Source organism: Delftia sp. UME58, assembly GCF_014170385.1.
GTDB classification, from domain to species: Bacteria; Pseudomonadota; Gammaproteobacteria; order Burkholderiales; family Burkholderiaceae_C; genus Comamonas; species Comamonas acidovorans.
Window position 1 is genome coordinate 1 of the sequence record NZ_LZZV01000030.1, and the last position, 24,224, is coordinate 24,224.

Consider the following 24,224-nt stretch of genomic DNA (forward strand, 5'->3'; position numbering starts at 1 on the left):
GATGGAGGCTTGGGAGGCGGTGGAGGTAGTGGCGGAGCCAACAATGGCATTGGCGGTAGAGGCGGCAACGGCTTCTGCTTCCTCGAGTTCTTTGCAGACCTGGGGGTGTGACATGCCAGTGCTTGGGAGGCGGTGGAGGTAGTGGCGGAGCCAACAATGGCATTGGCGGTAGAGGCGGCAACGGCTTCTGCTTCCTCGAGTTCTTTGCAGACCTGGGGGTGTGACATGCCAGTAATCGAAATCCTCGACCCTGCGGGCGATGTCATCAACACCATCGTTGCAACGCCTGAGTTCGCTGATGAGCACTACCCGGGCGCATGGCAGTTGTGTGCAGTGCAGCCCGCTCAGCCGGTTGCAGACGTGTCCCAGAGATGCACGCGCCGCCAAGGCCAGCTCGCGTTGCTCAGCTATGGGCTGCTCGATGACGCGGAAGCAGCCATTGCAGCCATTGCAGACCCGCTGGAGCGGCGCGCTGCGCAGATCGAATACGACGCGGACACCTGGGAGCGCAGCAATGCATTTCTGTCGCAGCTTTGGGTCCAGCTCGGCGGCACTCCGGAAACGCTTGATGCTGCCTTCGCGCTCGCTGTGACGCTCTGACCTGACTCACTCCAACACCAACCCGCTTCGGCGGGCTTTTTCTTGTCCGAAGGATCTTGATGCCCGAGCCCACAACCACCGCCGCCGGCGTGGCCACGTTCGCAGGCGCCGCAGTCTCGACGTCTGCACTCACCGCTTTCGGTGTGCCTTTGGGCCTGCAGGCGGATGTGTTGCTTGCAGGTTTCCTCGGCTCCCTCGTCAGCATCATTTTGCTGAACAGCGTGCCCGGCACGACCGACACCTGGCCCGAGGCACTGCGCACGTCGCTGCGCCGCCTGGCAGTTGCGTGGGCCAGCTCTATCACGGCTGGCTATCTCACGCCCCTGACACTCCTGATTGCAAACGTGCCGCACATGCTGGTGCTTTCTATGGCATTCCTTGTGGGCGCCGGGGCACAGCGCGTGCTGCTCGCGCTGATGCGCAAGTATTGGCCGAACGCTGCGGAGGGCTGAAATGCAATACCAAGCCTTTTTCGCACTGTGGATCTTGGGCCTTGTTGTCCTTGCAGAAGCACTCAACAAGCTTGAGCGTACACGGCCATGCCTGCCTGGCCTCACTCCGCGTCAGCGGCTGCTGGCTTGGCTCAAGGCCATCGCCTGGTGCCTCCTTGCGCTCGCCAGCGCCGGCGCGCTTGTCGCGCCCATCTTCGACACCCAACCACCGACAGCCCGTGAACTGTGCATGTTCGCGGGCTTTGTCGTGCTCATCGTTCGTACCCGATTCAAAGAGGGATAGACATGCAATTGACCCCCCATTTCAGCCTGACCGAAATGACTGCCAGCAGCACGGCGCAGCGCCAGGGCCTGGATAACACGCCCACGCCCGAGGCGCTGCAGCGCCTGGCACTCACGGCCGCGATGCTGGAGCGAGTGCGCGCGCACCTGGGCGTGCCCATCATCGTGACCAGCGGCTACCGCTCGCGCGCTGTCAATGCAGCCGTAGGCGGTGTCACCAGCAGCGATCACGCGATAGGCGCGGCCGCTGACATTGTGGCGCCCCAGTTCGGCATGCCCTACGCTGTGGCCAAGGCCCTTGCCCCGCACGTCAACGCGCTGGGCATCGGGCAAATCATCTATGAAAGCGTGGGCGGCAAGCACTGGGTGCACCTATCCACACGCACCCCGGACAAGCCCGTTAACCGGGTGATCACTGTCAGCGGCAAAAACACGCTGGTGGGCGTTCAGGAGGTGTAGATGCTGGCCCTCCTCAAATCCCGCGCCTGGCAGCTCCTGGCCCTGGTGCTGGCCGCGCTGCTGCTTTGGCAGAGCGTAGGCCACCTCCTCGCTTTGCGCGCGGCCGACAAGGCCCGAGCTGACCTAGCGACCGAACGCGCGGCCGCAGCTGCAGCGGCCGCTGAAACCTCTGAGCGCTATCGAAAACTGGAAGGCACCTACCGTGAAAACCTCGACACCATTGCCCGCGAGTCTGACCAAGCACAAGCCCGCGCTACTGCTGACGCTAACGCTGCCCGCGCTGCTGCTGGCCGGCTGCGCGGCGACCTCGCCGACTACATCACCGCCAATCGTGCGGCCGCCAATGCTCGCGCCGCTGCCGGACAGTGCGCGCCAGACACTAGCGCCCTCGATCTGTTTGCCGAGCTGCAGCGCCGGGCTGACGAGCGAGCGGGAGCGCTGGCGCGCATTGCTGATGATGCAAGGAGCAGGGGGGCTTCCTGCGAGCGGGGCTATAACGTTGCGAGAGCGCTGACGAAGTTTGACTAACCTGTCACGATCACGAATGTGATGACCAAAAAAAAGAGCCCTTAGGGCTCTTTTTTGTCAGCTTAAGCCGACTTAAGCGGGCTCAGCCACTTTCTGTGGCGTTAGGCGCTCTGTAACAGCCTTGAGTTCGCGCGCTAGCATCAGCGAGCGATCGAGCATTGCCAAGACGTCTTCCTTGGTCTGGGGTGTAGTAAGTTTGTAAGCGTTGAAATCAAAATTTTTCATCAACTCTCTCCTTCAGTGAAACAGCCTTTAAGCAGGTATTGTCTGCTCAAGCTCTACGACGGTTGCGTCAAACAAAGACTTGTCTTGTTGTGTGATCGCGTCTGACAACTTGTTCATCAGATGGATCTGGATCAACGATTTTTCAAGTTCTGCCTTCACATCAACTGTGAGTTCAACCTTCTTTTGCGTGAGGATAACGTCTATGTTCGCTTCAAGCAAACGCAAAAGCACAGCCATCTGGCCGACTGTTGGTGTCGGCGCCATGTGCATGTAGGTATAGCCGAACAAATTCACATGGCTCAGCGCACGTGTGGAGCTTTCAAGGATAACCCCAAGCAGTTCGCTTGCCTTGTCCCCTAGGGCCAGATCAACACTGTTATCGCTTGGATTTGTCAACTTTGTTCTCGCTTTTTTAACCAGTTGAGTGGTTGAACACGCTAGCCGTTGGTTTCGTAATGTTTGGCAACAAACTAGCAAATTCGGAAGCCGCCGATTGTAGCTGAGCACTCTACATGTTGGCAAGCGCTACTTGTGTCTGCAGCAGATGTCATCATCAGGAACGCTGCCATCCTGCTTCGGTGAGTACTGAGGCTCGTTCGGATCTGCGTAGCTCAAGATCGAAAGGGGGGGAAATTTGCTCACCTGTTACCCAACTGCCCGCCCTGTCCACCGTCAGTACCCTAGCCAAGCCCCCACGCGCAACTAACACCAGATCAATCCTATAGTCTCGTTCCAACGCCTCAAGGTTCGGGTTAACGCCTCGCGCATACACCACGATGCGTTCAAATGTGTCCGCAACTAGTTGGCGGGCTTTCAACCTTGGCTCGACCTCCTGTGCCTCCACGCCGGCAGCCAGCGCGCGCCAGGCAGCATCGGCGCCGGAGATATCTTTGCGTGCCGCGCCTGCTAGGTTCAGTTCGGCCGCCTGCAGCTTGGCTTGAGCAGCGGCCAGATCGACCTCCAAGTGCCGAGCGCGCCGTGCGAACACTGCCGGCGTTCCCTCGTCGGCGCTGGCCAGCATCGCATCGGTGAGCTTGTCGAGCTGGGCGCTGATCTGGTCCACCTCTTGGCGGGCCGCTACGACTTGGGTGCGCGGCATTTGGCTGCGGTCCGCTCCATACAGCGCCTGCAGATTCACGATGTCGCTGCAATAGGACATGATGGCGCGCTCTACCGGCGCCACGCTGGTACTCCCAAACACTGCGCATCCTCCGCCATAGGCCGCGGCCGAGGCGCAGAGCAGCCGTCTGTACCCATCCCGAATGCGCCCATCGGGCAGGCGCTTCTTTGTGGCTAGGTGCTGGCCCGACATGGGTCGGCCGCAGTAGCCGCACACGGTAATGCCGAGGCCGGTAATGATGTGGGGCAGATCGCCCTTGACCCGCCGGCGGCCGCTTTGCGCGGCTACCCGCTGCAGCTCAGTCCACTCGTCTGCGCTCAGGACGGCGGGATAGTAGTCCTTGAGTTGGTATTCCTCGCCATCAAGACTCACAGGCTTGATGCCTGCGAGCTGGGGCATCTTGATGATGCGGTAGACCTGGGTTGTGACGTTAACCTGCGTTGTCGAGTACAGCCGCAACCCTTCGGCGTCGAGCCGCTGCACGATGCCTTTGCCCCCGTGCCCTTGCGTGTACAGCTCAACGGCCCTGCGCACGGCCGCTGCACGCTCGGGGTCGATCTCCCATCCCACTTCCGTCTCCTTGATCCATTCGGGATCATGTCCCTGACGCACGCGCCCCCGGTACGTGCCGTTCTGCCATCCCTCGCACAGGCGCCTGATGCTGGCTTTCACCCGCTTGCTCTTCGTGTCGCTTTCTTCGTGCGCGCGGATCATCACCAGCAGGCTGTAGACAAGATCCATGGGGTTTTCTTTGAGCCGGGCGCGGCTGTAGGCCTTTCCATCGCTCGCCGTGACCACGGTGATGCCCGCATTTACAATCTGGGCCAGTTGCGCCTGAGCCTGGATGGGCTCTGCGCGAGAGAGGCGGTCCAGCCCCTCCACGATCAGCACAGATCCATGCGGTACCCGCCCGTCCTCCACGGCCCGCAGGAACACCCCGAGCGCACCACTTTTAATGTGCTGCTGGTGGTAAGCGCTCAGGCCCTCGTCGCGGAGGGTCAGGCTGCTGTCAAGCTGCAGGCCGTGCTCAGAGGCCCATTTTTCCGCGTATGCCAGCTGCCTGTCCGTGCTGCTCCCCGTTGACTGCTTGGGGTCCGAGAACCGCAGGTAGCTATAGACAAGACCTTTAGAAGTTTTTCCCATGAATGAAACTGCTGTCAAAGTGGATCGGCTGCCCCGTATAGGTATGGTATCCCTCGGGTGCCCCAAGGCACTCACCGACTCCGAACTCATCCTTACCCAGCTCAGCGCCGAGGGCTACCAGACCTCCAAGACCTTCGAGGGCGCTGACCTGGTGATCGTCAACACCTGCGGCTTCATCGATGACGCCGTGCGCGAAAGCCTGGACACCATTGGCGAGGCGCTGGCCGAGAACGGCAAGGTCATCGTCACGGGTTGCCTGGGTGCCAAGGCGGGCAAGGATGGCGGCAACCTGATCCAGGAAGTGCATCCCAGCGTGCTGGCCGTGACCGGGCCGCACGCCACGCAGGAGGTGATGAATGCCGTCCACACCCATCTGCCCAAGCCGCACGATCCCTTCATCGACCTGGTGCCGGGCGCCTTTGGCGAGGCGGGCATCAAGCTCACGCCCAGGCACTACGCCTACCTGAAGATCTCCGAGGGCTGCAACCACCGCTGCACCTTCTGCATCATTCCCTCCATGCGCGGCGATCTGGTCTCGCGTCCCGTGGGCGATGTGCTCAAGGAGGCGCGCGCGCTGTTCGAGGGTGGCGTCAAGGAACTGCTGGTGATCAGCCAGGACACCTCGGCCTATGGCGTGGACGTGAAGTACCGCACGGGCTTCTGGGACGGCAAGCCGGTGAAGACGCGCATGCTCGAACTGGTGCAGACGCTGGCCGAGATCGCCGAGCCCTATGGCGCCTGGGTGCGCCTGCACTACGTTTATCCGTACCCCAGCGTGGACGAGATCATTCCGTTCATGGCCACGGGCCGCGTGCTGCCCTATCTGGACGTGCCCTTCCAGCACAGCCATCCCGAAGTCTTGAAGCGCATGAAGCGCCCGGCCAATGGCGAGAGGAACCTGGAGCGCCTGCAGCGCTGGCGCGAGATCTGCCCGGATCTGGTGATCCGCTCCACCTTCATCGCGGGCTTCCCCGGCGAGACCGAGCAGGAGTTCGAGCACCTGCTGCAGTTCCTGCGCGAGGCGCAGATCGACCGCGCGGGCTGCTTTGCCTACAGCCCGGTCGAAGGCGCTGCCGCCAACGAGATTCCCGGCATGCTGCCGCAGGAAGTGCGTGAGGAGCGCCGTGCGCGCTTCATGGCCGTGGCCGAAGAGGTTTCCACTGCGCGCCTGCAAAAGCGCGTGGGCCAGACCATGCAGGTGCTGGTGGACAAGTCCGTGGGCCTGGGCAAGAAGGGCGGCGTGGGTCGCAGCTATGCCGATGCGCCCGAGATCGATGGCCTGGTGCACCTGCTGCCGCCCGAGAAGGCCAGCAAGACCTACAAGGTGGGCGACTTCGTGAAGGCGCGCATCGTGGGCACGCAGGGCCACGACCTGGTGGGCCAGCCCGTGTAAGGCCTGTATTCGCATCCCTGAAAAGCGGGCAAGGTTTTCCTTGCCCGCTTTTTTTGTCCTTGATGGTCCAAGGCCTGATTTTGATCAAGGCGTTCAGGTCGCTTCGCTGAAATGCTGTACCTACTTTGACGCAAAGAAAGGATGGCGCGAATGAACAAGACCATGAAGGCCGCCGTGGTGCGGGAGTTTGGCAAGCCGCTCACCATCGAGGAAGTCCAGGTGCCCCGGCCCGATCCCGGCCATGTGCTGGTGAAGATCGAGGCCTGCGGCGTCTGCCATACCGACCTGCATGCGGCGCAGGGCGACTGGCCCGTCAAGCCCAATCCGCCTTTCATCCCCGGCCATGAGGGCGTGGGCTATGTGGCCGCCGTGGGTGCGGGCGTCACCCATGTGAAGGAGGGCGACCGCGTCGGCATTCCCTGGCTGTACACGGCCTGCGGCCATTGCGAGCATTGCCTGGGTGGTTGGGAGACGCTGTGCGAGCAGCAAAAGAACACCGGCTACTCCGTCAACGGCGGCTTTGCGCAGTACGCGCTGGCCGATGCCAACTTCGTGGGCCTGCTGCCCGGCAGCGTGGACCTGATCGAGATCGCCCCCGTGCTGTGCGCGGGCGTCACGGTCTACAAGGGTTTGAAGGTCACGGACACCAAGCCCGGCAACTGGGTGGTGATCTCGGGCATCGGCGGCCTGGGCCACATGGCCGTGCAGTACGCCAAGGCCATGGGCCTGAACGTGGCGGCGGTGGACGTGGATGACGACAAGCTGGCGCTGGCCCGGCGCCTGGGTGCCCAGGTCACGGTCAATGCCATGACCACGGACCCTGCGGCCTACCTGAAAAAGGAGATCGGTGGCGCACACGGCGCCCTGGTGACAGCGGTATCACCCAAGGCCTTCGAGCAGGCGCTGGGCATGGTGCGGCGCGGCGGCACGGTGTCGCTCAACGGCCTGCCGCCCGGCAGCTTCCCGCTGCCCATCTTCAACATGGTGCTCAGCGGCGTGACCGTGCGCGGCTCCATCGTGGGCACGCGGCTGGACCTGCAGGAATCGCTGGACTTCGCGGCCATGGGCAAGGTCAAGGCCACCGTGTCCACCGACCGGCTGGAGAACATCAACGACATCTTTGCGCGCATGCATGAAGGCAAGATCGAAGGGCGCGTGGTGCTGGACCTGAACGCCTGACGCTTTGCCCACCCCAAAAAAACAGGCTTCCCGAGGGAAGCCTGTTTTGCATGGCGCACGCCTCACACCATGCGGCGGATGGGGCGCTTCTTCCAGACCAGCTTGTAGTAGGCGGTCTGCAGGCACAGCGTCAGGGTGTAGGACAGCGGAAGCGCCATCCAGATGCCCATCAGCCCGAAGCTGCGGCTCAGCCACCAGGCCAGGGGCAGCTCCAGCACGGCCAGCACCGTGATGGTGATGGCCGTGGGAATGATCACATCGCCGCTGGCGCGCATGATGGACGACAGGGCGATGAAGCAGCCCAGCAGCAGACCGCTCCACAGCACGATGTACAGCAGCTCGATGGCCAGCACCAGCACCTGCTCGTCGGTGATGAACATGCCCAGCAGCGGCCGTGCGAACAGGCTGCCGATCAGGGCCAGGGCAGCGCCCAGCACCAGGTTCATGCGGATGGCCGTGGCCGTGATGGCGCCCAGGCGCTCGCTGCGGCCCGCGCCGATGGCCTGGGCGCCGAGGATGGAGGCCGTGATGGCCACCGAAATGACCGGGAACTGCGCAAACGAGTTGATCTGGTTGACCGCACCGTAGGCCGCCGTGGCGCTGGAGCCAAAGCCGTTGACCAGTGACACGACGACCAGCCCGGCCATGGACGAGGCGATCATCTGCACGCCGGTGGGAATGCCCACGCGCAGGATGCTCTTGAGCAGGGTCCGGTCGATGCGCATGGCCCTCCACAGCTCGGCATTGGGTGCCAGCGGGCTGGCTATGCGGCGCAGCCGCCAGCCCAGCCAGGCCAGCGCCAGGGTGAAGCCCAGGATCATGGACACGCCCGCGCTGGCCACGCCCAGGCGCGGCAGGCCGGCCCAGCCCGCGATCAGCGCCGGGGTGCAGGCCAGGCCCGTGCCCGTGGAGATCAGCAGGGCCAGCATGGGCGAGACCGTGTCGCCCACTCCGCGCAGCAGCGAGGTGGCCAGCAGGAACACGAACAGCCCCGGCATGCCCAGCAGCACGATGCGCGAGTACAGCGTGGCCTGCTCCATGATGTCGGGCGGCGTGCCCAGCAACCGCATCAGCGGCTCGGTGAACAGCCCGCCGAACAGGGCCACGATGGCGCCGAACAGCAGTCCTATGCACATTGCCGTGCCTGCGATGGCGCGCAGCTTGTCGTGCATGCGCGCGCCGTAGGCCTGGCCGATCAGCACCGAGGAGCCCGCGCCCAGGCCGATCACGAAGGCGATGAAGAGGAACATCACCGGAAAAAAGGCCGCGACGGCGGCCAGCGCCTGCACGCCCAGCATCTGGCCGATGAAGACGCTGTTGATGGTGCCCGACAGCGATTGCAGGATGTTGGCCAGCACCATGGGGCCCAGGAACACCAGAAAGGTGCGCCACAACGGCTGGTTGCCGGCAATGGGCGGCCCGCCGGGGCTGGATGCGGCAGGCGCGGCGGCCTGGGGCAGGGGTTCGGTTGGTTTCGTCATGTTGTGTCTGGTAATGCGACGAGAAAAGCAGTGAGGTCGGGCCGGGTCAGGTCTTCAGTCCTGGGCTGGCGCCGCAGGTGAGCCTGCCCACACGGGGTCGCCCAGTTGCTGCAGATAGCTTCGCACATCCTCGGGCCAGGCGGCGGTGTGCTGTGCAAAGGCTTCGGCCTGGCGTGCAAACAGGGCGCGGCTGGCGTCCTCGAAATGGGGCAGGTCGCCCGCCATCTCGCTCATGAAGCGGTAGACGGCTTCGGTGGCGGCGCGCACGGCATCCTGCGCGGCGTGCTTGCCGCGCGCCTCCTCGATCAGCCTGCGCAGTGCGCCGGAGGCGCCGCCGGGCTGGCGGTTCAGCCATTCCCAGTGGCGCGGCAGCAAGGTCACCTCGCGCGCCACCACGCCCAGCTTGGGGCGGCCCACGCTGCGGGGGGCGGCGGCTTCGGCGGGGGCAGGCGCTGCGGCCAGCTCGCTGCGCCAGTCCAGGTCCAGCCGCATGCCGCTGTGGTCGTCGAACACCCACAGCGGCGGCGCGGACCCGCTGCCGTGGGCCTGTTGCTCATGGCTTTGCAGGAACTGCAGGATGGTCGGCCTGCCGGCCTGCAGCAGCCGGCTGTGGCCCTGGAAGATGGTGTAGCTGGGGGCGGGCTCGGCGGCCGCTGCGCTGGATTTGATAGTCATGGCGCAGATATTAGCCGGGTAAAAATATCAAGTCAATTAAACCCGGGTTAAATTTTTTCGATCGTCCTGCATGCCGCCAAAGAAAAAGCCCCTGGCAGAGACGGCCAGGGGCTTCGCAGGGGGAACTGCAGGCGTCGTTCAGACGCGCTTGCGGTACTCGCCTGTGCGGGTGTCGATTTCGATCTTGTCGCCCTGGCTCACGAACAGGGGCACGGGCACTTCGAAGCCGGTGGCAATCTTGGCGGGCTTGAGCACCTTGCCCGATGTGTCGCCCTTGACGGCGGGTTCGGTCCAGGTGATTTCGCGTTCCACGGACGTGGGCAGTTCGCAGGAGATGGCCTTGCCGTCGTAGAACACGACTTCGGCTTGCATGCCGTCTTCCAGGTAGTTGATGGCGTCGCCCATGTTGGCGGCTTCCACTTCGTACTGGTTGTACTCGGCATCCATCCAGACGTACATCGGATCGGCGAAGTAGGAGTAGGTGCACTCCTTCTTGTCCAGGATCACGTTGTCGATCTTGTCGTCGGCCTTGAACACGACTTCGGTGCCCATGTTCGACAGCAGGGCCTTGAGCTTCATGCGGACGGTGGCGGCGCCGCGGCCACCGCGAGCGTATTCGGTCTTCAGGACGATCATCGGGTCCTTGCCGTGCATGATCACGTTGCCGGCGCGGATTTCTTGAGCGATTTTCATAGCTTGCTTGGCTGAGGTTGAGCCGCTCAACAGGGCAGGCAAGCGAAGTCGCTGGGACGGTGCGCCTGCCGCAGTTCCGCGGCGGGTGCAACCCTGGTCAGTGGCGGCCGGCTGGCGGTCGCCCGCAGCGGCGCCTCCAGGGAGGCAAAACGTGCATTCTAGCTTTTTTCGGTCACGAAAGCTTGTAGCTGCTCAATCAATGGGGTCTGTTGCAGCAGCCGCAAGCGTGCCGCCTGCACGCATTCCTGCCAATGCTGCAGCAGCGCAGGCGTGATTGCGGGCAGGGTGCTTGCAGGTGCCATGCCGTTCCAGGCGTGGTGGAAGGCGCGCAGGCTGGCCGGTGCCTGCAGCCAGTCAAGAAAGGCGTCGAGCTTGTCGTGATGGGCGTCGTCGTGCTGGGGATAGATGTGCCAGACCAGCGGCTGGCCAGCCCACAGCGCGCGTACCAGCGAATCCTCGCCACGCACCAGGTTCAGGTCGCAGGCCCAGAGCATCTCGTCGAACTGAGGTTGGGGGCAGGGCTGCAGCGCATGCCGGGTCACCGCGCCTTGTTCCGTGGCGGGCACGCTGGCCATGGCCTGTTGCACGGCGGCGGCTGCGCGCCCCGGGGTCACCAGCAAATGCGTGGCCTGCGGCGCAAGGGGCGCTGCATGCAGTTGGGCCAGCCATTGAGGCAGGGCAGGGGGCTCGTAGCAGAACAGCGAGATGGCGCAATCGCCGGTGCCTATGCCGTGGCGTGTGCGCCAGGCCTGCCGGCCCTCGGAAGCAAAAGCTGCCTGGCGCGCGGCCAGGTCCGGCTCGCGCAGCAGGCCGCCCGTGGCGGCCGTGAAGCCCGGGTAGAAGAACCAGCGCGTCAACCCCGCAGCCGGCCCCGACATCAGCGGCGAGGGCAGGCGGTGGCAGCGCTCCACATAGTCCTCTGCCGACAGGTATTCGAGGTTGATCCACAGCGGTGCCCGGCGCGCGATGGCCGCCAGAAAGGGCGGCGGGATCTCGCAGCCGAAGGCCTCGATGACCACATCACCCATGGACTGTGGGACGTCCTGCGCCTGCGTGGGCCAGCCATGGACGCTGAGTCCGGCCGGGTGCGGCCGGGGAGCCATCCAGGCCAGGGCGCTGGCGTCGTCCATCCACAGCCGCACGCGCTGGCCGCGCGCGGCCAGGTCGGTGGCAGCGCGCCAGCACACGCCGATGTCGCCAAAGTTGTCTATGACCTGGCAGAAGATGTCCCAGGTCCGTGCAGTGGCCTGCTTTGGCGGCGGGTCCGGGGGGATGGGGTTGAAGGCAAGCATGGGAATCAGGGTTCGCACAGATGTTCGACCAGCAACTGTGCCACGGGCGGCAGTGCCTCTTGCGAGCGCACGCACAGCATCAGCTGGCGCTCGGCCCAGGGCTCGTCCAGCGCAATGCAGCGCAGCGGCAGGGCGCCCAGGTACAGGCGTGCGCTGCCTTCGGGCAGGATGCCTACGCCCAGGCCCGAGGCCACCATCAGGCACAGCGCGTCATAGCCCGTGACCTTCATTCGCAGCCGGGGCTGCAGGCCCAGGTCGGCGGCGGCGCGCGTGATCTGGTGGTTGAGCGCGCTGCCCGCGTGCATGCCCACCAGGTCATGGTCCAGCACCTGGGCCAGCCGCAGCGAGCGCCTGCGTACCAGCGCATGGCCCTGGGGCACGATCACGATGAGGCGATCGCGGCGGTACGGGCGCAGGCGGATCTTCTCGCCATAGCTGCCCTGGTTGAGGATGCCGATGTCGGCCTCGTTGTCGGCCACCGCGCGTGCGATGTCGCTGCTCACGCGCTCCTGCAGGCGCACGTCCACATGCGGGTGCTGGTCCAGGAAGCGCTGCAGCTGGGAGGGCAGGAACTGCGTGATGGCCGAGATGTTGGCCATCACGCGCACATGGCCGCGCAGGCCGCTGCCGTACTCGCGCATCTGCTCGCCGATGCCGTCCAGGTCGTTGAGCACGCCACGCGCCATGTTCAGCAGCGCATAGGCGGCAGCCGTGGGCACGCTGCCGCGGTTGCTGCGGGTGAACAGCTCCACCTGCAGCTGGCTCTCCAGCTCGGCCAGCCGCCGGCTGGCGGCCGAGGGGGCGATGTGTTCGCGTGCGGCAGCGCGTGCGATGGCGCTTTCCTCCATCACGGCCACGAACAGGCGCAGCGAAATCGGGTCGAGTTTCATGGGGTGGCGATTATCGCCCGGCCCCGTCCGGCTGGGTTCTGCCATGCCGGTTTGCGATGGCAGCGTCGCGCTTGAGCGTTTTGCGGCGCGCGCGGACGGCGGCAAGATCGGCGCCGCGGCAATGCCATCGCAGGCAGGCCGTGGAGACAACGAGGAAGCGTTCACCCATGACACAACAGACAAGGCAGGTTCCCACCCCCGGCGCACTCAACGGCGTGCGCGTGGTCGAGATGGGGCAATTGATCGCCGGGCCGTTCTGCGGCAAGACGCTGGGCGAGTTCGGCGCCGACGTGGTCAAGATCGAGGCGCCGGGCGCGGGCGATCCGCTGCGCAACTGGCGCCTGATCAAGAACGGCACCTCGGTCTGGTGGCAGGTGCAGTCGCGCAACAAGCGCTCGGTGGCGCTGGACCTGCGCCAGCAGGAAGGCCAGGACATCGCGCGGCGCCTGATCGCCGAGGCCGATGTGCTGGTCGAGAACTTCCGCCCCGGCACGCTGGAAGGCTGGGGCATGTCGCCCGAGGAGCTGCATGCGCTCAACCCCGGCCTGGTCATCCTGCGCATCTCGGGCTACGGCCAGACCGGCCCCTACCGCGACCTGCCGGGCTTTGGCGTGATCGGCGAGGCCATGGGCGGCCTGCGCCACCTGACGGCCGAGCCGGGCCGCGTGCCGGTGCGCGTGGGCGTCTCGATTGGCGACACGCTGGCCGCGCTGCATGGCGTGATCGGCGTGATGATGGCCCTGTACCACCGCAAGGTGAACGGCGGTTCCGGCCAGGTCATCGACGTGGCGCTGCACGAGGCCGTGTTCAACGTCATGGAAAGCCTGCTGCCCGAATACAGCGCCTTTGGTGCCGTGCGCGAGGCGGCGGGCAGTGCGCTGCCGGGCATTGCGCCGTCCAACGCCTATCCCTGCCAGGACGGCTGGGTGCTGGTGGCCGGCAATGGCGACTCCATCTTCAAGCGCCTGATGGCCACCATCGGCCGCCAGGACCTGGCCGACGATCCGCAGCTGGCCGACAACGCGGGCCGCGTGGCGCGCATCGCCGAGATCGACGCCGTCATCGGCGGCTGGACGCGTGCCCAGAGCGTGCAGTCCGTGATGGACCAATTGGCCGCCGCGCGCGTGCCGGCCGGCAAGGTCTACACGGCCAAGGACATTGCCGAGGACCCGCACTACCGCGCCCGCGACATGATCCTCAGCCAGCACACGCGCGACGGCGACGACATCGAGGTGCCGGGCATCGTCCCCAAGCTCTCGCTCACGCCCGGCACGGTGCGCAGCAGTGCGCCCCATGTGGGCGATGACACCGATGCCGTGCTGGCCGAGGCCGGCCTCACGGCCCAACAGATTGCGCTGCTGCGCAGCAAGGGAGTGATCCAATGAATGCCGTCCACCCCACGGATGTCTGGCAGGGCGCGGGCCGCCGCGTTTTCTTCAACGAGGTCGGCACGCGCGACGGGCTGCAGATGGAGCAGGCCTTTGTCCCCACCGAGGACAAGATCGCCCTGGTCAATGCGCTGTCGCAGGCAGGGCTGTCCAAGATCGAGGTCACGGCCTTTGTCTCGCCCACGGCCATTCCCGCGCTGCGCGATGGCGAGATCGTGATGCGTGAGATAGAGCGCCGCCCCGGCACCGTCTACACCGCCCTGGTGCCCAATGCCCGTGGCGCCGAGCGCGCCATCGAGGCGCGCACGGACGAGCTCAACCTGGTCATGTCGGTCAGCGAGACGCACAACCTGTGCAACCTGCGCATGCAGCGCAGCCAGTCGTTCGCGGCGCTGGCCCAGGTCGTGGCCACGGCGCAGCAGGCCGGCGTGCCGGTCAATGTCTCGCTGTCATGCTGCTTTGGCTGCCCCATGGAGGGCGATGTGCCGCAGCAGGAAGTCTTCGACTGGGTGCAGCGCTTTGCCGACCTGGGCGTGCAGGGCATCACGCTGTGCGACACCACAGGCATGGCCTTCCCGACCCAGGTGCGCGCCATGGTGGCTGCCTTCCGGCAGCGCTGGCCGCAGCTGGGCATGACACTGCATTTCCACAACACGCGCGGCATGGCCCTGGGCAATGTGCTGGCCTCCATCGAGGCGGGCGGCGACCGCTTCGACGCCTCCATCGGAGGCCTGGGCGGCTGCCCCTACGCGCCCGGCGCCTCGGGCAATGCCTGCACCGAGGACATCGTCCATGCGCTGCAGCTCATGGGCTACGACACCGGCGTGGACCTGGCGCGGATCGTCGCGGCCGCGCGCAGCCTGCCCGCGCTGATCGGCCATGACACGGCCAGCCAGATCGCCAAGGCCGGCGCGCGGCTGGACCTGCACCAGCCGCCGCCCGAGTTCGCGGCCATCCGCGAACGGGCGCTGGCCAAGGGCTGAGGCCGGCGCGAAATTTCACCCACAAGAACCGGACAACCCTCAAGGAGACAAAGATGAAGAAGATTCAACGCAGGCAGATCGCAGCCGTGGCCATCGCCATCGCAGGACTGGGCCTGGGCGGCACGGCCGCGCTGGCGCAGGGCGGCTACCCCGCCAAGACCATCACCATGATCGTGCCTGCCGCAGCCGGTGGCACCACCGACCTGGCGGCGCGCATGGCGGCCCAGGCGCTGGCGCCCGTGATCGGCCAGTCGGTGGTGGTGGACAACAAGGGCGGCGGCAACGGCTCGATTGCGGCCAGCCTGGTCAAGCGTGCCGAGGCCGATGGCTACACCCTGCTCATGCAGTACTCGGGCTACCACGTGATCTCGCCCCACCTGACCAAGGCCCGCATCTGGGAGCAGGGCGACTTCCAGCCCGTGGCCAATGTGCTGTCGGCGCCGCAGATCATCGTGGTGCGGTCCGAACTGCCCGTGAAGACGCTGGCCGAACTCGTGGCCTATGCCAAGGCCAACCCCGGCAAGCTGAACTACGCCTCATCAGGCAATGGCTCGCTGCAGCACGTGACGGGCGCCATGCTGGAGCAGCAGGCCGGCATCAAGATGGTCCACGTCCCCTACAAGGGCACGGGTCCCGCGCTGCAGGACCTGCTGGGCGGCCAGGTGGACCTGACCTTCGGCACGGCGCCGCCCTTCATGCCCCACGTGCAAAGCGGCAAGCTGCGCGTGCTGGCCGTCACCGGCACGCAGCGCCTGCCCAGCCTGCCTGATGCGCCCACCACGGCCGAGGCCGGCTATGCGGGCGTCAACGCCACCTCCTGGTTTGCCGTGTTTGCGCCCGCCGCCACGCCCAGGCCCGTGATCGACAAGCTCGCGGCCGACCTCAAGAAGGTGGTGGAGAACCCGGCCTTCAAGCAAAAGGCGCAGGAGCAGGGCGCCACGGCGGACTACATGAACCCGCAGCAGCTGGGCGCCATGGTCAAGACCGAGTGGTCCAATTGGTCCCAGGTGGTCAAGTCCTCGAAGATCGAGGCCGAGTAAGAGCCTGAAGGCCCGCAGGCCCGCTGCGGCGGGCCCGGGCAGCGGCCACAATAGGCGCATGTCCGAACCCCATTCCGATGAACTGCTGGCCCAGGTGGCAGCGCTGCCGGGCCTGCCCGGCGTCTATCGCTATTTCGACGCGGCAGGCAGCCTGCTGTACGTGGGCAAGGCCATCAACCTCAAGCGCCGCGTCTCCAGCTATTTCAGCAAGAACCATGGCGGCACGCGCATAGGCCACATGGTCGGCAAGATCGCTCGCCTGGAGACCACGGTGGTGCGCTCCGAGGCCGAAGCCCTGCTGCTGGAAAACAACCTCATCAAGACGCAGCACCCCAAGTACAACATCCTGTTTAGGGACGACAAGAGCTATCCCTACCTGAAGATCACCGGCGTGGCTGCGCGCGACGGCCAGGCCGGCGAGCCCGCGCACCAGCGCTTCGCGCGCATGGCCTACTACCGCGGCGCCGTGGACAAGCGCCACCGCTACTTCGGCCCCTATCCCAATGCCTGGGCCGTCAAGGAAAGCATACAGCTGCTGCAGAAGGTCTTCCGGCTGCGCACCTGCGAGGACACGGTCTTCGCCAACCGCTCGCGGCCCTGCCTGCTCTACCAGATCAAGCGCTGCAGCGGCCCTTGCGTGGATCTGATCTCGCCCGAAGCCTATGCGCTGGACGTGCGCAATGCCGAGGCCATGCTGCGCGGCGAAACCCAGGAACTGCTGCGCCAGCTGGAGGCCCGCATGATGGAGCACGCCGGGCGCATGGAATACGAGCAGGCCGCCGAGGTGCGCAACCAGATGACGGCGCTGTCGCGCGTGCTGCACCAGCAGGTCATAGAAACCGCCGACGACCGCGACGTGGACATCCTCGCCGTGAAAGTGCAGGGCGGCCGCGCCTGCGTGAACCTGGCCATGGTGCGCGGCGGTCGCCACCTGGGCGACCGGCCGTACTTTCCCGCCAATCTGGGCGATGCCGCCTCGGTCTACGCCAGCGAGGAAGAGGCCAGCCTTGCCGAGTCCGCGCGCCCGGTCGAGGACATCGTGCTGGAGGCCTTCATCGCCCAGCACTACACCGGCGTGGCCGTGCCGCCCGTGCTCATCGTCAGCCATCCCGTGGACAAGAAGCTGCTGGCCCTGCTGAGCGAGCAAGGCGGCGTGCGCATCACCGCCGTGCAGCAGCCGCGCGAGCAGCGGCGCATCTGGCTGGAGATGGCGCAAAAGAATGCCGACATCCAGATGGCCCGCCTGCTGGCCGAAGAAGGCTCGCAGCAGGCGCGCACGCGCGCCCTGGTCGAGGCGCTGGACCTGGCCTGCGAAAACCTCGATGAACTCACCATCGAATGCTTCGACATCTCGCACACGGCGGGCGAGGCCACGCAGGCCTCCTGCGTGGTCTTCCATCACCACAAGATGCAAAGCAGCGAATACCGGCGTTTCAACATCGAGGGCATCACGGGCGGCGACGACTACGCGGCCATGCGCCAGGTGCTGACCCGCCGCTACAGCCGCGTCGCCGAAGCCCAAAGAGAGGCGGGAGGTGCCGAGCTCACGGGCAAGCAGCCGCAACTGCCCGACCTGGTGCTGGTCGATGGCGGCAAGGGCCAGGTCAGCATGGCACGCGAGGTGTTCGACCAGCTTGGACTGGATGTCTCCCGCATCGTCGGCGTGGAGAAGGGCGAAGGGCGCAAGGTCGGCCTGGAGGAGCTGGTCTTTGCCGACGGGCGCGAGAAAATCTACCTGGGCCATGACTCGGCCGCGCTGATGCTGGTGGCCCAGATCCGCGACGAGGCCCACCGCTTCGCCATCACCGGCATGCGCGCGGCGCGTGCCAAGGTGCGGGTGGGCGGCGGCAAGCTCGAGGAGATTCCGGGCGTCGGTCCCAAGAAGCGCGCACGCCTGCTGCAGCGCTTTGGCGGCGTGCGCGGCGTGTCCGAAGCCACCGTCGAGGACCTGTGCAGCGTGGATGGCATCTCGGCCGCGCTGGCTGAAGATATCTACCGTGCATTGCATTGAAATGACCGTCCCGCAGGCTGCACCGCGGGCCTTGAAACAGAACCTCAAACACCAAGGTACGTGACACAATGGCGGCCATGTTTCTCACAATCCCCACCTTGATGACCTGTACGCGGATCGTCGCGATTCCGCTGATCGTCGGGGTGTTCTACGCGCCGTTCGATGTGGCGACCCGCAACCTGGTCGCCACGGTCATGTTCATCGTCTTCGCGGCCACCGACTGGCTCGACGGCTACCTGGCGCGCAAGCTCAACCAGACATCGGCCTTCGGCGCCTTCCTCGACCCGGTGGCCGACAAGTTCCTGGTCTGCGCCTCGCTGCTGGTGCTGGTGCACCTGCAGCGCACCGACGTGTTCGTGGCCCTGATCATCATCGGCCGCGAGATCGCCATCTCGGCCCTGCGCGAATGGATGGCCCACCTGGGCGCGGGCAAGAGCGTGGCCGTGCACATGCTGGGCAAGCTCAAGACCACGGCGCAGATGGTGGCCATCCCCTTCCTGCTGTACGACGGCCGTGTGTTCGGCATGATCGACACCGGCGTCTGGGGCCAGGTGCTGATCTGGGTGGCGGCGGTGCTCACCGTCTGGTCCATGGTGTACTACCTGCAAAAAGCCCTGCCCGAGATCCGCGCGCGGGTCACGCACTGAGGGCCTTTTCGACCGGTCCCGGATCCTGCGCCAGACACGTCAAACTGTCTGGCGTTGCTATTTTTTCGGAAGCATTTGAATCAGGCAGGGCAGCAGCTGTGGCGCCGCGGATGCGAAGCGATGATGCGCTTTGCAGCACCGGCAAGGCCTGCAGAGGACAAGTCCATTGTCAACCCTTGTCAATTCGTGAAGCCGCTAGCCTGCGCCGGGCGCAAAAAACCGGCCGCAAAGCCAAAGCTGGCGCCAAAACCGCATAGAATCGTCCCCTGTCGCTGCGATGCGCAGCGTGCATTGACACCTGGAAGGTCGATGGCTTTAATTCACCGATGTCTGCCCCCGGGGCAGGCGTCCAGCGGCAAGCCAGATTCCGTATCCGTCGCGCCGGGTCTCTGGCCGAGCCAAGTTGGTGGCCGCAGAGACATCCCATTCACTTATTTCTCCAGAGGCATCTTGTGAATAAAACCGAACTGATTGAGCACATCGCTAACAACGCCGACATCTCCAAGGCTGCGGCTGCTCGCGCACTGGATTCCACGATTGAGGCTGTGAAGAAAACCCTCAAAAAGGGTGGTACAGTGTCGCTCGTTGGTTTTGGCACATTCGCCGTTGGTAAGCGCGCTGCTCGTACGGGCCGCAACCCCCGCACCGGCGAAACCATCAAGATCAAGGCCGCCAAGGTTCCAAAGTTCCGTCCGGGCAAGGCATTGAAAGATGCCCTGAACTGACACCAGTCAAGGTGGGGTGCTTAGCTCAGTTGGTAGAGCGGCGCCCTTACAAGGCGTAGGTCGGCGGTTCGACCCCGTCAGCACCCACCAAGAACAAAAGGCGAACGAAAGTTCGCCTTTTCTATTTCTGCCATTGAAAGACGACAGACCATGTTCGAATCCATCCGCAAGCATTCCAAGTTCGTGATGATCTTGTTGTTCTTGCTGATCATTCCCTCGTTCATCTTCGTGGGTGTGAACCAGAACTACTTCACGGAGTCCAGCGTCATCGTCGCACGTGTCGATGGTCATGAGATCAAGCAGGCCGACTGGGAGAACGCGCACCGCATGGAGAGTGATCGCCTGCGCGCCGAGAACCCCAACATCGACCCCAAGCTGCTGGACTCGCCGCAGGCGCGCTACGCCACGCTGGAGAAGATGGTGCGTGACCAGGTGCTGGCCGCTGCCGTGCAGAAGATGCACCTGGCCGCATCCGATGCGCAGCTGGTGCGCACGCTGCAGGAGATCCCCGCGATTGCCGCGCTCAAAAAGCCTGATGGCTCGATGGATGCCGAGGCCTATCGCGCCCTGGTCGGATCTCAGGGCCTGACGCCCGAAGGCTTCGAGGCCAACCTGCGCCGCGAGCTGTCCATGAACCAGGTGATGGGTGGCGTGACGGGTACGGCCTTTGCGACCGACACCCAGGTCAGGCAGGCCATCGATGCGCTGTACCAGCGCCGCGAAGTGCAGGTGGCTCGCTTTGAAGCCAGCGCCTACGCCAGCAAGGTCCAGCCCACCGAGGCCGAACTCAAGGCCTACTACGATGCCCACACCAGCCAGTTCCAGCAATCGGAGCAGGCCAAGGTGGAGTACCTGCTGCTGGACGTTCCCAGCATCGAGGCCGGCATCACGCTGAGCGAAGACGATGTGCGTTCCTACTACAACCAGAACGCCGAGCGCCTGGCCGGCCCCGAAGAGCGCCGCGCCAGCCACATCCTGATCAATGCAAGCAAGGATGCGCCTGCCGCCGAGCAGGAAAAAGCCAAGGCCAAGGCCGAGGAACTGCTGGCCGAGCTGCGCAAGGACCCCAAGCGCTTCGCCGAACTGGCCAAGGCCAATTCGCAGGACGGCGGCTCCGCTGCATCGGGCGGCGATCTGGGCTACTTCGGCCGCGGTGCCATGGTCAAGCCCTTCGAGGACGCAGCCTTCGGCATGAAGGTGGGCGACATCAGCGACGTGGTGCACAGCGACTTCGGCTACCACATCATCTCGCTGGTGGACATCAAGAAGCCCAAGGCTCCGAGCTTCGAGCAGATGCGTCCCAAGCTGGAAGCCGAACTCAAGCAGCAACAGGCCCAGCGCAAGTTCGCCGAACTGGCGGAAGGTTTCTCCAATGCGGTCTACGAGCAGTCGGACAGCCTGCAGCCCGTGGCCGAAAAGTTCAAGCTCACCGTGCAAAAGGCAGACCATGTGACGCGCCAGCCTGGCCCCAACGTCAAGGGTCCCCTGGCCAATCCCCGCTTCCTGGAAGCGCTGTTCTCCAGCGACTCGCTGAACAACAAGCGCAACACCGATGCAGTGGAGCTGGGTTCCAGCCAGCTGGTGGCCGGCCGCGTGGTGGAGTACACGCCGGCCCGCACGCTGCCCATGGCCGAGGTCGGCGACAAGCTGCGCACCCTGTACGTGGCGCAAAAGTCCGCCGAACTGGCCAAGGCCGATGGCGAGGCCAAGCTTGCAGCATGGAAGGCCAAGCCTGATGCGGCGCAACTGCCTGCCGCCAAGGTGATCAGCCGTGACCAGCCGGAAGGCCAGTCGCGCGAAGTGGTGGATGCCGCCCTGCGTGCACCGACCGCTCAACTGCCTGCCTGGACGGGTGTCGACATGGGTGCCCAAGGCTATGCCGTGGTCAAGATCAACCGCATCGTCGAGCGTCCGGCCGATGATGCACAGGCCGCTGCCGCGCAGAAGCAGGACTTCCTGCGAAGCTCTGCGGTCGCAGAAGCTATGGCATACTACGAGCTTCTCAAGAAACAGCTCAAGGTGCAGATCAAGGTCCCGCGCCCCTGATGAGAGAAATTTCTAGAAAAACAGAAATTTCAAAAATCAAGCAGTTTATTGACATACAATAGCATTCTTCTACGGTGGCTGTAGCTCAGTTGGTAGAGTCCAGGATTGTGATTCCTGTTGTCGTGGGTTCGAGCCCCATCAGCCACCCCAAATAAAAAGATCCCCAGTGCAGAATTGCATTGGGGATTTTTGCTTTCGGCGGCGGTTCTGGCTGGAGATGCCCGAAGCCTCCAGATCAGGCAGGCAGGGCGTTTTGCCTGCGGCAGGCGCACAGAGGGGCTGCTGGCCGCGTCTTCCGGCGAGATCTGATCGTGCAGCGCACAGGGCAACACAGCAGTTGCTGCCCGCAAGTCATTTGGCTGCCGGTTTCTGGCATATAATTCGATGCTTCTACGGTGGCTGTAGCTCAGTTGGTAGAGTCCAGGATTGTGATTCCTGTTGTCGTGGGTTCGAGCCCCATCAGCCACCCCAAACAAAAAAATCCCCAGTGCAGGAATGCACTGGGGATTTTTGCTTTTCCGTTGCCAGGGATGTCGAATATTCGCTTCGGCCATGGCAGGAGATGGAGGCTGGGAGTGTGCGCTCGTACGTACGTGCCGCCTTTCGGGGCGAAACGATCTGGGCGTGCCCGTTGCAGTGGCGTTTCGACGACGGCCCTGCAGACTGGACGCCGCAGCCCTGCTGGCCCGGCCTGATCCCAGCGTCCATGAGTATGTCTGCGGCCCCAGGGATTTCATGGATCATGTCATTGAAATCAATACAGGGCGCGATTGCGCCGCCTCAGCGTTTCCGAAGGCAACTCGCCGAACATGCGCTTGTAGTCTGCAGAGAAATTTCCCAGGTGCGACAGGCCCACTTCCATAGCTATTTCGGCAATGGACAGAGTCGGGTTTCGGGAGCTCTCGAGCTCGCGCCTTGCTTTGCGCAGACGTTGTGCCTTGAGGTAGCCCATGGGTGTGAGATCCCGGTAGGTCCTGAACGCTTTGTAGAGATTGCGCTCACTGGTGCCCGAGGCCAGCACCATGTCGGCCAGCGAGAGATCCAGCGCCAGGTGTGAGTCCACGTAGCGCTCCGCACGCAGCAGGCACTCCGGGCCGTCGCTGCCGATCACCCGTTCGACGCGATCCGAGTGGGAGTGTGGTACGGCCCAGAAGAAAGTGTCTGTCAGCTGGCTCTCGAAAATACGGGCCAGCTTGGGCGTGTGGATGGTCGCGTAGGGGTCCTCGAGTTCCGCACAGATGTGCTCAATGGAGCGGACCAGACTGCCCACGCGCTGCTGGTTGCGCAGTACAAAAGGTGTGAACTCCACCTGGTTCGCCACGGTGTGGCCCAGGAGGCCGGTGAGATGCTGCTGCATCGCGCTGCGCTCAATGCGCACGATCAGTGCGCAGCAGTCGGCGCTGTGATGCAGCAGCGCGGGACGCATGGGATTGATGATCGCCATCGCGTTGCTGTCCACGGAGTACGAATGGCCGCCCATGCAGACGTCAAGCTGTCCTGACAGGACGATCTGGATGTAGTAGTTGTCTTGCGTCGGGAAACCGTCGATCAGCGTTTCTGCGCCGAAACCCAGGTTCGCCACCGCCATGCTGCCGAGCGAGACGTGGTGCAGGTAGCCTTCTTTGATCTGTCGCCCATTGGATGGCCGGACCTGATGCTGGGCAATGCGCTGCTGGGCATGCGCCGAAACGGTGTCTGCGGAAACACCGTGCAGCACACAGTGGCGCTGTAGCGTGGAGGTGTCCATGCGTCGACTCCTGAGGTTCTGGTGGGGCGATCGGGGTGAACGCAAACGTGAATCACGCAGCAAGAAATATCACAGGCTTCGGTCAATCGTTCGTCTGGTTTTCCCTTTGAACCGGGGTCCTGTGAGGTGCCGTGCAGCCGCTGGATAACGGCGTGCGGCCAGGCGATAGACCGGGGGACGGCCTGGCCAGAACAATCACTGCAAGCAGGCGGTGAAGCGTGTCGATGCTCCGCAGGAGCGGCGTCCCGGCCGACTGCGTACCCATCGATATCAGGAGGCATATCTCATGGCAGAAATCAGTTCCCTGGGCTACCTGGGCTTCGGCGTCAGCGATTTGGCGCGTTGGGAAACCCTCTTGGTGGACGTGCTCGGCCTGCAGGCGGGCGAGCGTGATGGCCACCGCAGCCTCGCACTGCGCATGGACGACCGCATGCAGCGCGTTGTTCTGGAGCACGATGGCTGCGACGACCTGAGCTACGCCGGCTGGATGTTCGATACCGAAGCCGAGCTGGAGGACTATGTGCGTGCGCTGGCTGCCAAAGGGTTGGCCGTGAACGTGGTGGACCGAGAAGCCACGCAGCGCCGTTGCGTCGAAAAGGCGTATGCCTGTATGGACCCGAACGGCCTGCGCCATGAATTCGCCTTCGGCATGAAATTCGCAGCCGAGCGCTTCGCCTCCAAGGTGCTGAACAAGGGCTTTGTGACGGGGCGCCTGGGAATGGGCCACATTCTGGTGGCCGGCAGAAATTACCCCGCCACGCTGGACTTTGCGCGCCAGATCCTGGGCCTGCGCCTGAGCGACTATGTCCGTGCTCCGCTGGAAACGCCCCATGGCGTGGTGCAGGTGGACGCAACGTTCTTTCATACCGTCACTGGCCGCCACCACTCTCTGGCGGCTGCCGCTGTGCCCTTTCCCAAAAAGCTGCACCACTTCATGTTGGAGGTGGAGGACTTCAACGATGTCGGCATGGCACACGATCGCTGCGCCAAAGCCGGCTTCCCGGTGGCCACGGGCCTGGGCCACCACCCGAATGATCAGATGTTCTCGTTCTATGTGGTGACGCCTTCCGGTGTTCAGCTCGAGTTTGGCCACGGGGGCCTCGTGATCGATGACCGTGATTGGGAGGTCAAGACTTACTCGCAGCTCAGTGACTGGGGCCACATCTCGCCGTGCGCCTGAATTGCGCCTGCATCTCCGGTTTCCTTCAGATCAATCAAGGAAGAC

The 24,224-nt window shown here is 64.5% G+C and carries 24 protein-coding genes and 3 tRNA genes; 18 read left to right on the top strand and 9 right to left on the bottom strand.

Annotation, left to right across the window (positions count from 1 at the left end):
- The first annotated feature begins 225 nt into the window (after nucleotides 1-225).
- Genes A9976_RS10490 through A9976_RS10510 form a run of 5 tightly spaced genes read left to right on the top strand, consistent with a single transcriptional unit; the run spans nucleotide 226 to nucleotide 2,321 of the window.
- A complete protein-coding gene (locus A9976_RS10490) occupies nucleotides 226-600 on the top strand; it encodes a hypothetical protein (protein WP_183018954.1) in 375 nt (124 codons plus the stop codon).
- Nucleotides 601-659: 59 nt separating this feature from the next.
- A complete protein-coding gene (locus A9976_RS10495) occupies nucleotides 660-1,052 on the top strand; it encodes a hypothetical protein (protein ID WP_183018955.1) in 393 nt (130 codons plus the stop codon).
- A 1-nt stretch (nucleotide 1,053) separates the two neighbouring features.
- Complete coding sequence (locus tag A9976_RS10500; RefSeq protein WP_183018956.1) at nucleotides 1,054-1,335, top strand: hypothetical protein; 282 nt, start codon at nucleotides 1,054-1,056, stop codon at nucleotides 1,333-1,335.
- 2 nt (nucleotides 1,336-1,337) lie between these two features.
- Nucleotides 1,338-1,793, top strand: a complete 456-nt coding sequence (locus tag A9976_RS10505; protein WP_183018957.1) for a D-Ala-D-Ala carboxypeptidase family metallohydrolase — start codon at nucleotides 1,338-1,340, stop codon at nucleotides 1,791-1,793.
- Complete coding sequence (locus A9976_RS10510) at nucleotides 1,794-2,321, top strand: DUF2514 family protein (RefSeq protein ID WP_183018958.1); 528 nt, start codon at nucleotides 1,794-1,796, stop codon at nucleotides 2,319-2,321.
- A gap of 72 nt (nucleotides 2,322-2,393) precedes the next feature.
- Here the strand turns inward: A9976_RS10510 and A9976_RS10515 are convergent, their stop codons facing one another.
- From A9976_RS10515 to A9976_RS10525, 3 genes are all read right to left on the bottom strand, one after another.
- Entirely contained in the window at nucleotides 2,394-2,546 is a 153-nt protein-coding gene (locus tag A9976_RS10515; RefSeq protein WP_183018959.1) for a hypothetical protein, read from the bottom strand.
- Between the two features lie 27 nt (nucleotides 2,547-2,573).
- The gene (locus tag A9976_RS10520) at nucleotides 2,574-2,942 is read right to left on the bottom strand and encodes a hypothetical protein (protein ID WP_183018960.1); all 369 of its coding nucleotides are present in this window, start codon (nucleotides 2,940-2,942) and stop codon (nucleotides 2,574-2,576) included.
- A gap of 157 nt (nucleotides 2,943-3,099) precedes the next feature.
- The gene (locus tag A9976_RS10525) at nucleotides 3,100-4,809 is read right to left on the bottom strand and encodes a recombinase family protein (protein ID WP_183018961.1); all 1,710 of its coding nucleotides are present in this window, start codon (nucleotides 4,807-4,809) and stop codon (nucleotides 3,100-3,102) included.
- Here A9976_RS10525 and rimO point away from each other — a divergent pair.
- Together rimO and adhP are read left to right on the top strand one after the other, a co-directional pair.
- Nucleotides 4,808-6,202 (top strand): 30S ribosomal protein S12 methylthiotransferase RimO, encoded by a 1,395-nt coding sequence (gene rimO, locus A9976_RS10530; protein ID WP_183018962.1) that lies wholly within the window; start codon nucleotides 4,808-4,810, stop codon nucleotides 6,200-6,202. The two genes, A9976_RS10525 and rimO, sit on opposite strands and share 2 nt — an antisense overlap.
- 150 nt (nucleotides 6,203-6,352) lie before the next feature.
- Nucleotides 6,353-7,381: an alcohol dehydrogenase AdhP gene (adhP, locus tag A9976_RS10535; RefSeq protein WP_183018963.1), complete on the top strand. Its 1,029-nt coding sequence runs from the start codon at nucleotides 6,353-6,355 to the stop codon at nucleotides 7,379-7,381.
- A 62-nt stretch (nucleotides 7,382-7,443) separates the two neighbouring features.
- Here adhP and A9976_RS10540 read toward each other — a convergent pair whose 3' ends face one another.
- From A9976_RS10540 to A9976_RS10560, 5 genes are all read right to left on the bottom strand, one after another.
- On the bottom strand, nucleotides 7,444-8,862 hold the full coding sequence (locus A9976_RS10540) for an MATE family efflux transporter (protein WP_183018964.1): 1,419 nt from the start codon (nucleotides 8,860-8,862) through the stop codon (nucleotides 7,444-7,446).
- 54 nt (nucleotides 8,863-8,916) lie between these two features.
- The gene (locus tag A9976_RS10545; protein ID WP_183018965.1) at nucleotides 8,917-9,537 is read right to left on the bottom strand and encodes a DUF2239 family protein; all 621 of its coding nucleotides are present in this window, start codon (nucleotides 9,535-9,537) and stop codon (nucleotides 8,917-8,919) included.
- Between the two features lie 138 nt (nucleotides 9,538-9,675).
- Complete coding sequence (gene efp / locus A9976_RS10550) at nucleotides 9,676-10,230, bottom strand: elongation factor P (protein WP_016445346.1); 555 nt, start codon at nucleotides 10,228-10,230, stop codon at nucleotides 9,676-9,678.
- Between the two features lie 158 nt (nucleotides 10,231-10,388).
- Nucleotides 10,389-11,522 (bottom strand): elongation factor P maturation arginine rhamnosyltransferase EarP, encoded by a 1,134-nt coding sequence (earP, locus tag A9976_RS10555; RefSeq protein ID WP_183018966.1) that lies wholly within the window; start codon nucleotides 11,520-11,522, stop codon nucleotides 10,389-10,391.
- A gap of 5 nt (nucleotides 11,523-11,527) precedes the next feature.
- Nucleotides 11,528-12,412 (bottom strand): LysR family transcriptional regulator, encoded by an 885-nt coding sequence (locus A9976_RS10560; protein WP_012204721.1) that lies wholly within the window; start codon nucleotides 12,410-12,412, stop codon nucleotides 11,528-11,530.
- A gap of 167 nt (nucleotides 12,413-12,579) precedes the next feature.
- Between A9976_RS10560 and A9976_RS10565 the strand changes: the two genes are divergently transcribed.
- From A9976_RS10565 to A9976_RS10610, 10 genes are all read left to right on the top strand, one after another.
- Nucleotides 12,580-13,797 carry a CaiB/BaiF CoA-transferase family protein gene (locus A9976_RS10565; protein WP_183018967.1) on the top strand — a complete coding sequence of 406 codons (1,218 nt, stop codon included), beginning with the start codon at nucleotides 12,580-12,582 and terminating at the stop codon, nucleotides 13,795-13,797.
- Entirely contained in the window at nucleotides 13,794-14,783 is a 990-nt protein-coding gene (locus A9976_RS10570) for a hydroxymethylglutaryl-CoA lyase (protein ID WP_183018968.1), read from the top strand. Before A9976_RS10565 ends, A9976_RS10570 begins: the two co-directional genes overlap by 4 nt.
- 53 nt (nucleotides 14,784-14,836) lie before the next feature.
- Nucleotides 14,837-15,823 (top strand): tripartite tricarboxylate transporter substrate binding protein, encoded by a 987-nt coding sequence (locus A9976_RS10575; protein ID WP_183018969.1) that lies wholly within the window; start codon nucleotides 14,837-14,839, stop codon nucleotides 15,821-15,823.
- Between the two features lie 58 nt (nucleotides 15,824-15,881).
- Nucleotides 15,882-17,834, top strand: coding sequence for an excinuclease ABC subunit UvrC (gene uvrC, locus A9976_RS10580; protein ID WP_183018970.1), 1,953 nt, complete (start codon nucleotides 15,882-15,884; stop codon nucleotides 17,832-17,834).
- Nucleotides 17,835-17,911: 77 nt separating this feature from the next.
- Nucleotides 17,912-18,481: a CDP-diacylglycerol--glycerol-3-phosphate 3-phosphatidyltransferase gene (gene pgsA / locus A9976_RS10585; protein ID WP_026062576.1), complete on the top strand. Its 570-nt coding sequence runs from the start codon at nucleotides 17,912-17,914 to the stop codon at nucleotides 18,479-18,481.
- Between the two features lie 452 nt (nucleotides 18,482-18,933).
- Nucleotides 18,934-19,206 (top strand): HU family DNA-binding protein, encoded by a 273-nt coding sequence (locus A9976_RS10590; protein WP_012204727.1) that lies wholly within the window; start codon nucleotides 18,934-18,936, stop codon nucleotides 19,204-19,206.
- Nucleotides 19,207-19,220: 14 nt separating this feature from the next.
- A tRNA-Val gene (locus A9976_RS10595) sits at nucleotides 19,221-19,296 on the top strand.
- Nucleotides 19,297-19,356: 60 nt separating this feature from the next.
- Nucleotides 19,357-21,252, top strand: a complete 1,896-nt coding sequence (locus A9976_RS10600; protein WP_183018971.1) for a SurA N-terminal domain-containing protein — start codon at nucleotides 19,357-19,359, stop codon at nucleotides 21,250-21,252.
- Nucleotides 21,253-21,326: 74 nt separating this feature from the next.
- Nucleotides 21,327-21,402 (top strand) — tRNA-His (locus tag A9976_RS10605).
- A gap of 245 nt (nucleotides 21,403-21,647) precedes the next feature.
- Nucleotides 21,648-21,723, top strand: a tRNA-His gene (locus tag A9976_RS10610).
- A 283-nt stretch (nucleotides 21,724-22,006) separates the two neighbouring features.
- Here A9976_RS10610 and A9976_RS10615 read toward each other — a convergent pair.
- On the bottom strand, nucleotides 22,007-22,999 hold the full coding sequence (locus A9976_RS10615) for an AraC family transcriptional regulator (RefSeq protein WP_183018972.1): 993 nt from the start codon (nucleotides 22,997-22,999) through the stop codon (nucleotides 22,007-22,009).
- A gap of 286 nt (nucleotides 23,000-23,285) precedes the next feature.
- Here A9976_RS10615 and A9976_RS10620 point away from each other — a divergent pair, with 286 nt between their 5' ends.
- Nucleotides 23,286-24,179, top strand: coding sequence for a VOC family protein (locus tag A9976_RS10620; protein ID WP_183018973.1), 894 nt, complete (start codon nucleotides 23,286-23,288; stop codon nucleotides 24,177-24,179).
- The last annotated feature ends 45 nt before the right edge of the window (nucleotides 24,180-24,224 follow it).